The organism is Deltaproteobacteria bacterium (assembly GCA_011773515.1).
Taxonomy (GTDB): Bacteria; Desulfobacterota; Deferrimicrobia; order J040; family J040; genus WVXK01.
The window spans coordinates 1-12,955 of record WVXK01000093.1 but is presented as its reverse complement, the minus strand read 5'-3'; the positions used below and the strand labels follow the sequence as shown (position 1 = coordinate 12,955).

Annotated in this window: 15 protein-coding genes; 12 read left to right on the top strand and 3 right to left on the bottom strand. The window is 57.5% G+C overall.

The genetic code is table 11. The annotated features are described in order from the left end of the window. Nucleotides 1-30: 30 nt before the first annotated feature. From GTN70_09695 to GTN70_09645, 11 genes are all read left to right on the top strand, one after another. Nucleotides 31-1,041 carry a class 1 fructose-bisphosphatase gene (locus GTN70_09695; GenBank protein NIO17250.1) on the top strand — a complete coding sequence of 337 codons (1,011 nt, stop codon included), beginning with the start codon at nt 31-33 and terminating at the stop codon, nt 1,039-1,041. Nucleotides 1,042-1,093: 52 nt separating this feature from the next. Next, nucleotides 1,094-1,900, top strand: coding sequence for a 6-phosphogluconolactonase (pgl, locus tag GTN70_09690; GenBank protein ID NIO17249.1), 807 nt, complete (start codon nt 1,094-1,096; stop codon nt 1,898-1,900). A 2-nt stretch (nt 1,901-1,902) separates the two neighbouring features. Next, a complete protein-coding gene (locus GTN70_09685) occupies nt 1,903-3,729 on the top strand; it encodes a glycoside hydrolase family 15 protein (protein ID NIO17248.1) in 1,827 nt (608 codons plus the stop codon). Between the two features lie 160 nt (nt 3,730-3,889). Further along, nucleotides 3,890-4,678: an MlaE family lipid ABC transporter permease subunit gene (locus GTN70_09680; GenBank protein NIO17247.1), complete on the top strand. Its 789-nt coding sequence runs from the start codon at nt 3,890-3,892 to the stop codon at nt 4,676-4,678. 55 nt (nt 4,679-4,733) lie between these two features. Then, nucleotides 4,734-5,534, top strand: a complete 801-nt coding sequence (locus GTN70_09675; GenBank protein ID NIO17246.1) for an ATP-binding cassette domain-containing protein — start codon at nt 4,734-4,736, stop codon at nt 5,532-5,534. Beyond that, on the top strand, nt 5,497-5,970 hold the full coding sequence (gene mlaD, locus GTN70_09670) for an outer membrane lipid asymmetry maintenance protein MlaD (GenBank protein NIO17245.1): 474 nt from the start codon (nt 5,497-5,499) through the stop codon (nt 5,968-5,970). The genes GTN70_09675 and mlaD overlap by 38 nt, the downstream gene beginning before the upstream one ends. Next, a complete protein-coding gene (locus tag GTN70_09665; protein ID NIO17244.1) occupies nt 5,967-6,785 on the top strand; it encodes a VacJ family lipoprotein in 819 nt (272 codons plus the stop codon). The genes mlaD and GTN70_09665 overlap by 4 nt, the downstream gene beginning before the upstream one ends. A 127-nt stretch (nt 6,786-6,912) precedes the next feature. Then, nucleotides 6,913-7,749 (top strand): VacJ family lipoprotein, encoded by an 837-nt coding sequence (locus tag GTN70_09660; GenBank protein ID NIO17243.1) that lies wholly within the window; start codon nt 6,913-6,915, stop codon nt 7,747-7,749. A 52-nt stretch (nt 7,750-7,801) separates the two neighbouring features. After that, nucleotides 7,802-8,626 (top strand): VacJ family lipoprotein, encoded by an 825-nt coding sequence (locus GTN70_09655; protein NIO17242.1) that lies wholly within the window; start codon nt 7,802-7,804, stop codon nt 8,624-8,626. Between the two features lie 120 nt (nt 8,627-8,746). Continuing rightward, complete coding sequence (locus GTN70_09650; GenBank protein NIO17241.1) at nt 8,747-9,361, top strand: ABC transporter substrate-binding protein; 615 nt, start codon at nt 8,747-8,749, stop codon at nt 9,359-9,361. Then, nucleotides 9,361-9,837 (top strand): cyclic nucleotide-binding domain-containing protein, encoded by a 477-nt coding sequence (locus tag GTN70_09645; GenBank protein ID NIO17240.1) that lies wholly within the window; start codon nt 9,361-9,363, stop codon nt 9,835-9,837. Before GTN70_09650 ends, GTN70_09645 begins: the two co-directional genes overlap by 1 nt. A gap of 125 nt (nt 9,838-9,962) precedes the next feature. On the opposite strand, the gene GTN70_09640 is transcribed toward GTN70_09645, so the two are convergent. From GTN70_09640 to GTN70_09630, 3 genes are all read right to left on the bottom strand, one after another. Then, entirely contained in the window at nt 9,963-11,444 is a 1,482-nt protein-coding gene (locus tag GTN70_09640) for a TM0106 family RecB-like putative nuclease (GenBank protein NIO17239.1), read from the bottom strand. A 66-nt stretch (nt 11,445-11,510) separates the two neighbouring features. Further along, nucleotides 11,511-11,891, bottom strand: a complete 381-nt coding sequence (locus GTN70_09635; protein NIO17238.1) for a hypothetical protein — start codon at nt 11,889-11,891, stop codon at nt 11,511-11,513. Nucleotides 11,892-12,064: 173 nt separating this feature from the next. Further along, complete coding sequence (locus GTN70_09630) at nt 12,065-12,316, bottom strand: hypothetical protein (GenBank protein ID NIO17237.1); 252 nt, start codon at nt 12,314-12,316, stop codon at nt 12,065-12,067. A gap of 408 nt (nt 12,317-12,724) precedes the next feature. Here GTN70_09630 and GTN70_09625 point away from each other — a divergent pair. Continuing rightward, nucleotides 12,725-12,955, top strand: a 231-nt coding sequence (locus GTN70_09625) for a hypothetical protein (GenBank protein NIO17236.1), incomplete at its 3' end; no start/stop codon positions are given.

Genomic DNA, 12,955 nt, shown 5'->3' with positions numbered 1-12,955 from the left:
ACCCGGCCTTCGACAAAAGGGAGGAAAGCAGTGTACAAGCTAGGAACCAACCTCAGCCGGCACATCCTGGAGGAAAAGCAGAAGCATCCGGAAATTCCCCACCAGCCCTGGACGATTCTTTCACAGATCGCCTACTCGGCCAAAATCCTCTCGCGGGAGATCGGCCGGGCCGCCCTCGTGGGAAGACTGGGCCTGGTAGGCGAAAAGAACCCCACCGGCGACGCCCAGAAAAAGCTGGATATTTTCAGCAACGAAACGGTCATCGATGTGTTCAATGACACCGGCCTCGTCGCCGCCATCGCATCCGAGGAGGAGGAGGATATCCGAATCCTGTCCCCCTCGACTGATTCCCGCTTCTTTTTGTGCGTGGACCCCCTCGATGGATCCTCGAATACCGACATCAACGGCGCTGTCGGCACGATATTCGGCATTTATGAAAGGGGGGGAGCACACGATGAAGATGCGGAAAAGGAGTTCCTCCGCAGGGGATCGGAACAGATAGCAGCGGGATATGTCATGTACGGGACGAGCACGATCCTGGTGTACACCTTCGGCTACGGTGTGCACGGTTTCACCCTCGACCGCGATATCGGAAACTTCATTCTCTCCCACGAAAACATCCGCTGCCCGGCCCGGGGCAGGACATACAGCGCCAACATGGCCCGCTATCAGGAGTGGTCCCCCGGCATACGGAAACTCATCGCCTACCTTTCGGAACGCGACGCCTCGACCAACCGTCCCTACTCCCTCCGGTACACGGGGTCTCTGGTTGCCGACCTTCACCGCTGCCTGATCGAGGGGGGACTTTTCTTCTACCTCGCCGACGTGGGATACGAAAGAGGGAAGCTCCGGCTCCTCTACGAATGCGCCCCCCTTTCTTTCATCATCGAGCAGGCGGGAGGGAGGGCCTCGACGGGCACGGAGAGGATACTCGACGTGCAGGTGGAATCGATACACCAGCGGACCCCCCTGGTTATCGGCAGCGCGGAGGACGTGAAGCTTTTCGAGATGTTCTATACCAGCGAGGATCCGCCCCTGTAGCCGGTTTTTTGCGCAACCCCTTGAGGAGCAGGGAAAAGCAGAAGGATTTCCGATGATATCACCGGGGCAGGAAATACGGATCACGGGAGGGAAGGAGGAGCTGTACCGGGAGGCGGCCGGAGAATTCCTCCGGTTGTCGAGAGACGCGGTCGAGCTCAAGGGACTCTTCACCGTAGCCCTCTCCGGCGGCTCCACGCCGGCAGGGCTCTTTGAACTGCTCGCAGACGAGAAGGGCTCGTTCCGGGGTCACCTCCCGTGGCAAGAGACGCTCTTTTTCTTCGGCGACGAACGCCACGTCGGCCCCGAAGATCCCGGGAGCAACTTTTTCATGGCCCGCTCGTCGATGCTCTCCAAAGTCCCGGTCCCCGAGAGCAATGTGCACCGCATCCAGGGGGAGAACCCCGACGCATGGGCCGCCGCAAGGGACTACGAGGAGGTGCTGAAACGGGCATTTTGCCTTGATAACCGCCAATTGCCCCGGTTCGACCTGGTTCTTTTGGGCATGGGAGCCGATGGGCACACGGCCTCCCTTTTCCCCGGCACCGGCGTTCTTTACGAGCGCGAGCGCCTCGTCGCCGCAGTAAGGTTAGAAAGCACCGGCACGTACCGGATTACCCTCACGCCGCCCGTTTTGTGCCACGCCGCCTGCATCATCTTCCTCGTGTCGGGAAAGGAAAAGGCAGAGGCGCTGCGATCGGTCCTCCAGGGAGATTTCTGCCCCGAGAAATTCCCGGCACAGCTCGTCCGACCCGATAACGGGCGGATCCTCTGGATAGTGGACTCTCACGCCGCGGGGCTCCTCGCCGGGGAAAGTGAGGGAGGGAGAAACCGGCGGTACGATGACACACGGAGAGAATAGCCATGCCCTACCAGCCTATTGAAAACTACGGAATCATCGGTGACCTGCACACGGTAGCCCTCGTCGGGATGAACGGTTCCATCGACTTTCTGTGCTTTCCCCACTTCGACTCGCCATCGGTCTTTGCCGCTCTTCTCGACCACGAAAAGGGCGGGCGGTACCAGATATATCCCATACTCTGCGACCCCCGGCCCAAGCAGCTGTACCTGCCCGACACCAATGTCCTCCTCACCAGATACCTCTCTCCCGAAGGGGTGGCCGAGGTCTCCGACTTCATGCCGATCCACTCGATGTACCACTCTCACGTGGTAATTCGCCGGGCCAAGTGCATCCGGGGAGAGGTCCATTTCAGGATGACCTGTGAGCCGAGATTCAACTACGCCCGGGCAACCCACAGGGTAGAGAGGGGGGAGAAGGAGCTCCTCTTCATATCCGAGGGGGATGACGGGACGGTGCTCCGCCTCCGGTCCACCCACCCGTTGGAGGTGGTCAATGGAGACGGCAAGGCGGAATTCACGCTCTCCAGCGGCGAAACCGCCACATTCGTCCTGGAAGAAACGGGAAGGGAGGAAAGATCCCGACCCTGCCCAATCGAAGCCGTTCCGGAAGCATTCAAAAAGACCGTCAACTTCTGGAGGAACTGGCTCAACAAATCCTCCTACCGGGGAAGGTGGAGAGAGACCGTCAACCGCTCGGCGCTGACCCTGAAACTCCTCTTCTCCGAGCCCCACGGATCACTCGTGGCGGCCCCCACATTCGGGCTTCCCGAGACCATCGGCGGCGAGAGAAACTGGGATTACCGATACACCTGGATCAGGGACGCTTCCTTTACCCTCTACGGCCTCATACGGCTCGGTTTCACCGAAGAAGCTTCGGCGTTCATGCAGTGGCTCGAAGCGCGCTGCGCCGAGCTGAGCCCCGACGGATCGCTCCAGATCATGTACGGGACCGACGGGCGCCATGAACTGACGGAAGAGACCCTGTCCCACCTCGAGGGATACCGGAAATCGGCACCGGTGCGCATAGGCAACGGGGCCTACGACCAGCTCCAGCTCGATATTTACGGTGAACTGATGGACTCCGTCTATCTGTCCAACAAGTATGGGGAACCCATCTCCTTCGATCTCTGGCAAAACCTCGTGCGCCTCAACGACTGGGTCTGTAAAAACTGGCGAAAACCAGACGAGGGAATCTGGGAGGTCCGCGGCGGAAAGAAGCACTTTCTCTATTCGAGGCTCATGTGCTGGGTCGCCATAGACAGGGCGATCCGCCTCGCCCACAAACGTTCCTTTCCGGCCCCCCTTGACAGATGGTACAAAACGCGGGACGAGATACATCACGATATCACCGCAAACTTCTGGAATCGGAAACGGAACGCCTTCATCCAGCACAAGGGTGCCGTGACTACCGATGCATCCTCTCTTTTGATGCCCCTTGTAAAGTTCATCGGGCCAACCGACCCCCGCTGGCTTTCCACCCTCAGGGCCATCGAGGAGGATCTCGTGCACGATTCTCTCGTCTTCCGCTACAGGATCGGTGAGGCAGCCTCCGACGGACTGGAGGGGGAGGAAGGCACCTTCAGCATGTGCACCTTCTGGTACGCAGAGTGTCTCTCCCGCGCCGGAGACGTGGAGAAAGCCCGCTTCTATTTCGAGAAGATGCTTGGTTACGCAAACCACCTCGGGCTCTATGCAGAGGAACTGGGTCCCTCCGGGGAGCATCTCGGAAATTTCCCGCAGGCCTTCACCCACCTCGGGCTCATCAGCGCGGCACACAATCTCGACCGGATGCTCTCGAAAGGATCAGGGAGGGAAAATCCCGGGGAATGAAATCGGGGACCGGTGGAACCGGAGGCGCAGGGGATCCCTTTATCCTCCAAGGGAAAAAACGCAAAAGGGCATTTCTGGCGGGGTGAGGGACACGGCAATGCTTTGATGTTGACGGGCCTGTCGGCAGTGAGTACCCTATGCAAAGCGGGGAGTCGGGCCGATGAGAAACCTTTTGCAAAGACTGGGCGAGGAATTCATCTACTTCCTGACGCAGGCGGGCAGGATGGGCCTCTTTCTCTTTTCCTGCCTGATACGCGTGGTGACGCCCCCCTTCAAACTTCAGCCCATCATCAAGCAGATCCACTTCATCGGCTCCCGGTCAATGTTCGTGATCATATTCACCGGGGCATTCACGGGCATGGTCCTGGGTTTGCAGGGGTTCTACACGCTCAGGAAATTCGGCTCCGAGGGGCTCCTGGGATCGGCAGTTGCCCTGAGCCTGATCCGCGAACTGGGGCCGGTTTTAACCGCCCTGATGGTGATCGGGCGCGCCGGTTCGGCCATCTGCGCCGAGATCGGCATCATGAGGAACTCGGAACAGATCGATGCCCTGGAGTGCATGGCCATCGACCCCTACAGGTACCTCATGGTGCCGAAATTTGTGGCCGGCATCGTTTCCCTGCCCCTGCTCACCTTCATGTTCGATGTGATAGGGATACTCGGCGGGTTCCTCGTGGGCGTCGTCCTTCTGGGAGTGAACCAGGGCACCTACTTTCAGAGCATGTACGCCAGCGTGGACTGGAATGATATCTGGATGGGGATCGTGAAATCGCTGGTTTTCGGTTTGCTCATCATATGGATCTCGGCGTCGAAAGGCTATTTTCTCCACCTCGAGCGGTCGGGCGGTTTCGGGGCGGAAGGGGTGAGCAGGACAACGACGAGCGCCGTCGTGCTCGCATCGGTTACCATCCTCGTCTGGGATTACCTCCTCAGCGCGATTCTCCTCTGACTCAGGGCCAACCATGCCCCAGGGGGTTCGCGCATAAGGGTTGAACGGGTGAAACATGGATAGAGAGACAGGGAATGCGGTCATCGAGCTCATCGACATCTGGAAATCCTTCGGCAGGCAGACCGTCCTCAAGGGGATAAACCTCAAGGTGATGGAGGGAAAGACGACGGTCATCATCGGGACGAGCGGCGGAGGAAAGTCGCTGATACTCAAGCACATGCTGGGGCTCGTCACGCCCGACCGGGGAAGGGTGCTCGTTTTCGGCAAAGACCTTGCCACCATAAGCCGGAGGGAGCTGGATGAAGTGAGGAAGCATTTCGGCGTCCTGTTTCAGAACGTGGCCCTCTTCGACTCGATGACGGTCTACGACAACGTGGCCCTGCCCCTCAGGGAGCGCACCGATGCAACCGAAGAAGAGATACGGCAGAACGTGGAGGAAAAGCTTTCGCTCATGGACATGGAGGGGGCGAACGAGAAGTATCCTGCCCAGCTCTCGGGAGGCATGAAGAAGAGGGTCGGCCTTGCCAGGGCGCTCGTCTTGGACCCCCGGGTCATCTTCTTCGATGAGCCCACCACGGGCCTGGACGTGAGAAGGAGCAACGAGATCTACCGTCTCTTCTTCAAGACACAGGCAACCCTGGGGTACTCTGCCGTGATCGTCAGCCACGACGTGCCGAAGATATTCAAGCTCTCCGACTACGTTGCCCTTCTCGAAGACGGACACGTCCAGGGACCCATGACCCCCGAGGATTTCCAGATTTCAAACAACCCCGTCGTGCGCTCATTTGCCGAGACCACGATGGGTCCCATATACTCAAGTGAAAAGGAGGAGCCGGGCCTTGACGAAAAAATTTAATGTCGAAATCGCGGTGGGGATATTCCTCGTCGTGGGGTTTCTCTGCTTTGCCTACATTTCCATAAAACTGGGGGACGTGAACCTTTTAGGTGAGAAGTCATACGAGATCAAGGCCCGATTCGCCTCGATATCGGGCCTTAAAAAAGGGGCCACCGTCGAGATCTCCGGGGTAAACGTGGGCAAAGTATCGGGCATAAACCTCGACCAGGAGGACTACGCCGCAGTCGTCCAGATCTCGATAAACAAAGATGTAAAGATCCATGAAGACAGCATCGCCTCCATCAGGACCTCCGGCATAATCGGCGACCGGTACATAAAGATCTCTCCCGGCGGTGCCGACGAGTTCATCAAGCCGGGAGGCGAGATCCTGGAGACGGAATCAGCCATCAACCTGGAGGAACTGGTCAGCAAGTACATTTTTGAAAGCAAAAAATGAATGGGTTTCCCACGTTCGGGAGAAGCATCGGTGCATCCGTCATGATCTTTTTCCTCACCGCCCTCCCGTTTTCCCTCTATCCCCAGGAAATACCCTCTTTGCAGGCAGGAAGAGCTTCCATGGAGACTTCCGCGAACGAAGATCCGACAGATCCTGCAGACGGGTTCGACGAGGACCTGTCTTTTGAGCCAGGGGAAAAAGAGGATCCGTCGGAAGCAATAGATCCCTTCGAGCCCCTGAACCGGGTAACCTTCTGGTTCAACGACAGGTTCTACTTTCTGCTCTTCAAACCCGCAGCACGCGCCTACCGGGTCGTCCCCGAACCGGCGCGGGTGTCGGTGTCGAACTTTTTCTCCAACTTGAAGGCCCCCGCCAGGTTCGTTAATTGCCTCCTCCAGCTGAAGATCGAGGATGCCGGCAACGAACTTGCCCGGCTCGTCATAAACACCACCCTCGGGATCGGCGGGCTCTTCGACCCGGCGAGGAAGTGGGCCGGCGTGAGGATAAAGGATGAGGACTTCGGCCAGACCCTGGGGCACTACGGGGTGGGGCCGGGAAACTACGTGGTGGTACCGCTCCTTGGACCGTCGAGCACGAGGGATGGATTTGGGGACCTGGTGGATATCCTCCTGGACCCGATAACGTACAGCGTGGACAACTTCGGTGAATACTTTGCCATCAAGACCTTTGACGGGCTCACGGCCGCTTCTCTCGACAAAGATACCTACGAAGCCATAAAGAGGCAGGCGATCGACCCGTATATCTTCATGAGGGATGCCTATCTTCAGAGGCGGAAGGGACTGATAAAGAAATAGGTCCAGCCCGTTTTCTCCCCATGACACGGAGAGGGCTTCGACCGCAACAATGGACGATCGCCGACAAACAGTTTTTTTCAAGGACTTCTGGTATAATCTGCAGGAGGCAAGCCCGTATTGGAATGCATTGAAGGAGGGGGAAATAACGAAAAGGTCCGTTCTTTTATTCTTCTCGGCAATCCTCGTGCTGTCTTTTCCGCTAAAAAGCGCTTTTTCACAGACGACCGCACCCCTCCCTGAAAAACCGGCTTCACGTGAGGACCGGTCAGCAGAGAACCCGGCGGACCTTGACGGGGAATCCGTCCCGGCTGGCCGGGAGGAGTTCGACGAGGATTTCGACCTTGAGGAGGACGAGGGGGCCGTGTACATCCCCGACCCCTTCGAGCCCCTGAACCGGGGGTTTTTCTGGTTCAACGACAGGTTCTACTTTTTCGTGTTGAAACCGGTAGCCCGGCTATTCCGGGTCGTTCCGGAGCCGGCACGGGTGTCGATATCGAATTTTTTCTCGAATATCGCCACGCCCATCAGGTTTGTAAACTCGCTCCTCCAGCTCAAGCTCAAGGACGCAGGCAACGAGCTTGCACGCTTCGTGATCAATACCACGGTGGGACTGGGAGGACTCTTCGACCCGGCGAGAAACTGGGCCGATGTAAGGATAAAGGAGGAGGATTTCGGCCAGACCCTGGGGTGGTACGGCATAGGGACGGGCACCTACATGGTGTTCCCCATACTGGGACCGACAAACACCAGGGACGGCATAGGGGACGTCGTCGACCTGCTGTTCGACCCCATAGCGTATGTCGACAATATTTACCTCTACCTGTCCCTTAAATCCCTTGCCGGGGTCAACGCCACCTCCCTGGACAAGGATACCTACGAGAGCATAAAAAGGCGGTCTCTGGACCCCTACGTGTTTATCAGAAACGCCTACACCCAGAGGCGGAAAGGACTGGTGGAAAGATAGCGACTTCCTGTACAATGATGGTTCGTGAGCAACCACAGGAGGGCCCGGGGACATGAGAAATGCGTTCCGTATCTTCCCCCTCCTCATCGCCCTGCTCCTTCTCTCCTCTTCCGTCACGGGGGAAGTTCCCCTGAAAAAGGAAGGGCAGGAGGCATTCCGTTCAAGCGTCGCAGACGACCGGAAAGATGAGGCCGGTCAGGGCGGGGATGGTGAGGCAGAAGACGAATTCAAAGACGACTTCGAAGACGAATTCGCAGAAGAGGAACCCCTAATCATCTCCGATCCCTTCGAGCCCCTGAACAGGGCATTTTTCTGGTTCAACGACAAGCTCTACTTCTATCTTCTGAAACCCGTGGCCAGGGGTTTCCGCGTCGTCCCGGAGCCGGCCCGCATATCGTTTTCGAACTTCTTCTCCAACCTGGCAACCCCGATACGGTTCGTAAACTCCCTGCTTCAACTGAAGATCAAGGACGCAGGGAACGAGTTCTCCCGCTTCGTGGTGAACACGACGGTGGGGATAGGGGGCCTCTTCGACCCGGGGAAGAAATGGGCAAAGGTCAGGAAAAAAGAGGAGGACTTCGGGCAGACGCTGGGATGGTACGGCGTGAAGCCCGGATTCTACATCGTCCTTCCCCTGCTCGGCCCCTCGAACTCGCGGGACTTCCTCGGCCAGATAGCCGACGGCTTCATCGACCCCCTGAACTACATCTTCGATGACAGGGAGCTCGAGATCATCGCCCTGAAAGCCTTCGAAGCGGTAAACGAGATCTCGATCGACAAGGACACCTACGAGGGGATCAAGCGGCAGGCTCTCGACCCCTACGCCTTCATAAAGAACGCCCACACACAGAGACGCGAAGGGATGGTAAAGGAGTAGCCGGCGAAACTCTCCCGGCAGGGATAACTTATTTTGCGACAATAGGGTTTTTTCGTTAATCTAATTTGTTACAGACCGGTATTCGCTTTAAACTCACTACCCCCCGCACGAGAGGCGGTCATGGCCAAGAGAGCACGCTTTTTACTCATACCCATCATTTTTCTGCTGCTCACCCCGGCGGCAGCTCCAGGAAGCCGCGGCCCGACGGACCAGGTCCGGGAAACAGTCGACCGGGTCATCGAGCTTTTGAAGGACAAGGAGATGGACAGCGGCAAAAGGCGCCAGATGCTGAGCTCTCTGATCAGAAAGAGGTTCGAGTTCAGGATCATGTCGCAGCAGGTCCTGGCGACGAACTGGAAGAAGGCAAACCCCGATGAAAGGGACAGGTTCGTGACCCTCTTCTCCGACCTTCTCGAGAACACTTACATGGAGCGTATCGAGGCATACACGGACGAGAAAGTGGAGTACGTAAACGAAAAGGTAAGGGATGACCGTGCCATCGTAGAGACGATTATCGTCACCAAGACCGCAGATATTCCCATACGGTACAAATTGGTCATGAAAGGAGACGAGTGGCTGGTCTACGACGTGGTGATCGAGGAGGTGAGCCTCATCAGGAATTACCGGAGCAGCTACCGCGAGATAGTCATGAAAGATGGCATCGAGGGGCTGCTCGCACGGATGGAGGAGAAGGTCAAGGAGATGAATGAAACGAGCAAAAAGGCTGAAAAGTGATGCAACAGTTAGATGAAGTCTCGGAAGATCTCTGCATCTGGATGAAAAAGGAGCTCAGCCTCTTTCCCTACTTCAAGGAGGAGGACCTGGCCGACCTGCCCTGCTTCTTCGACCTCGTTAAGGTCAGGGCGGGAGAGACGGTCTGCGGCGAGGGTGATTTCTGCGACTACCTGGCTTTTATCGTATCGGGCCGCCTGGAAATCAGCAAGCAGACCGAGTTTCCGGGCAAGAACGTGGTCATCGGGGTGTACAGCAGGGGAACGGTCATGGGAGAGCTCTGCCTCCTCGACAATCATCCCCGGGCAGTCACCGCCGTGGCCCTGGAGGATTCGACGCTGGTAACCCTCTCCCGGGATAATTTCAACCTCATGCTCGAGGCCTTTCCCGAATCGGGAGTTAAATTCTTGAAGGGATTGCTCCTGGCCGTGTCCATCCGGCTCAGAAAATCATACGATCGCCTCGCGTCCATCTTCTGAGAAGTTACCCGGCACGAAGGCGCTGGACGCAAAACAGAGGCAGTTCATTTTCTGTGGTCCACCAGTCGCAGTGCATGGAGATAGCGAAATAACCCGGGAGATGTTCAGACTCAATAATTCTGAGATTACCGGCCCCCCTTGATTTTGTTCCTAAACCACTCCATTACTGCCCAGGTGGCATCGAGGTCCTCCTCGTTGTACTTGAGCAGCGTATCCATGATCTCTTTCCTGACCTTCTCGTCATCCGTCTCGACGGCTTCGATATACTTCGCAATGGCCCATTCTCCACCGAACTCGTCCATCGTCCGATCGAATCCGATATGTCTCTCCACCACCTTCAGGCTGTAACTGGGAACCGGCAGGGCGATGCAGCCCCTGACGGCAGGCAGAAGGTCAAAGAGATTATTCAGCACCCTGTCGCCCGCCCCGCCCCTATCACCGTAGCGGCCGAGGTATCCCCTGACCTTCGTCCTTTCGTAGGATGACCAGTGGACAAAGGGGACGTCCCCGTATCGCTCAAAAACCTGCGTGCATATCCGCAAGAAGCCCTCCCATCCTTCCCTGTCTCCGCCGGGGCCGAACCCCGCCAGGGCCGGCATGAAATCCGAAGGCTCATCCCCCATGACCTTCACGCCCCAGAGGTATATCTTGTCAAGCTCGTCCAGGTAGGGAGGCAGCCCCTCGAGGTCGAACATGGCGTAGCTGCCTGCCTCAGGTATCCCGGCTCGCCCCGTGATGATCTCTCTTCCTCCGGAGATAGCCTGCGCGTTCACCAGTATCCTCCCGGCCTTCACGCCAACCTTCCGCGACGTCTTTCCGTGAGGAACCTTGAGTTCCGCGAGATCCTCCGCCGAGAACCTGTTCAAAAGGTCGTCGTAGGAAACGACACCTCTATCGCGAAGGGCGGCAGAGAGGCCCAGAGTTACGTCGGGGACGGTAGCAATGTCTCTTCTCTTCTCGGCCAGGGGCCAGCACCGCTGGAAAAAGCCGCAGCCGGAGCACTTCGACCAACCAACGGGTGTGAAGGGCTCGCAGGAAAGCGACTTGATCCGTGCCAGCTCATCGACCCGGGAGAGGACGGCATCATCGCCGGGGTACGGAATCTCCACGAGGTCACCGCTGCCGGAGAATACCTCCACCCTCACCGGGCAGCGGCCGGTAGCCCTGTTATAGAGGTAACGGTACAGGTCGAGCTGGGCGATGATGTCCGGGTGGTCCTCTTCATTGATTCTCCTTGCAAGCTTGCAATCCCTGAGGATGTACCCGCCATCCCGGTAAACGAGAAAATCGGGCTGCCCCGAAACGGCTATTTTACCCCCCGCCCCGTCAAGGTCGGCGGTAAAGGCGCCCTGGTATATCACCGGCGCAGAGCGGGCGATCTCCTCGCGGGTCCTTCTCACCTTTTCGGAAAACGGCAGCCCACCAAGGTCAACGACCCGGGGAAACGAGCTCCGGTGCTCCGCCTCGTGGCGATCCCCCAGCTTCATGAGAAGGTCATCCAGGGGCCCCGGGGGGGAAGGGCTATCGCCCGCCGCGAGAAGATATATCCTCAGGGGGCAGGTGCTCGGCTTGTGGTAGGCATGAAAGTCGGACGCCGCTATTCTCATTGCTATCCCTTAAGAGTAGTACCATGAACAGGTCTTTTGGCGGTGGGAAGGCGGGTGAAGGAAGTGCTACGGCGGCCCCTCACCTTCTTCTCTCTCATACTCCACGTTCAGCCTGAACCCCGTGCTCTTCCTGTAGTAAAAAGCCTTGAGCCAGGGCTTGAAGATCATCTCCTCCCTGCTGCCGTAGAGGGGAAACGTCTCTCCCATGGCGGCCTGTTCGCCCGGCTCCCTGCCGACACTCAGAGCAGGCTTTTCCCGCAACCGGTAATCCTCGCCCATCCTGTGGGAACCCACCTCAGGCGCGGGCTGCTCGTCTGTACCCATCGATGGATGACCCCCGAGGACAAGCGCGGCGAAGATCGCCGAAAAAAGCGAAAGCCTCTTTCGCCATACACGGCGGGGAATCGTCCCGCAAGACGAGATCTCTTTGCTCAGCCCGTAAGGCACCGCCGCACCTCCTCTCTGCCGTCACAATTATATTTTCCCACATCACCGGCGATGGAGGAAAGGACGAAAAACCGGCGCCCGAAAGAGGGCTGTTTTCTCCCTCCCCGACTGTCGAACCTGCAGTGCCTGTCCGTCATGCAAAAGGGGAAAAATCCTCCGCCCATCGGCGGAAATTACAGGAAAAGATTCACGAGCAAACCGAGAAAGAACAGAGACCCCAGGAGGAACATCCAGAGGGCAAGCCAGGCGACATCGCTCTTGTCCCCCACAAGGGGATGCAACCCCTGCTTCTTGTACTTCGCAATCAGAGGGAAAAGGGTGTTGATCTTCACCGGGCGGCTGCGGGAATGGTATATCCAGAGCGAGACACCCCAGAAAAGCAGGATCAACAGAAGATTTACGGCGAGCAGGCTCGGTTTATCCATCCTGTTACGCCCCCGGCTCGTTTGTCATCGAAGCTGAGAGTTCCCGCCCCCATCTCTGTCCTTCTGGTAATACGGCGGGAGTTCCCGCGTAAGGTTCCTTATCGGAAGGAAAAGGCCCTGAATGAAGGATGTGCCCCGGAAACCTGATTGGCCGCGCGGGGTGCTCCACGATCCACCATCCCCTTTGGCTGACCCCGAATATGAGATAAAATGGAAATAGATCAGCTATAGGCCTCATTCGAGCGGTTTTCTCCGGATTATTCCGGGAAAGGTGAAACGGAAGGGTCGTTTCTCCGTCTAATAGGGTAAATGGAGGATGTCACATGTTATCATGTTGATTTTCCTCTTTTTTACGCAATGTCGGCCGGAGACCCGTCAGGAGACAGGCTGGCAAAAGGAGGCGGAACGATGAAAGGAAAAATCCACTATCTTCTTCCGGCCCTTCTCGCTCTCGTCCTTTTCTCCGCACCACACTCTTTTGCAGTCGACCACGAGCCGGAATCCACCGGCGAACTGAATAAAACGAAAGTAGTCCGCATCAGGTCCATCGAAGGAGAGGTTTTCGTCAAAACCGCCACGGACGCAGAATGGATCCAGGCCCACGAATACATGATACTCACCGAGAAGTACCGGGTTTCG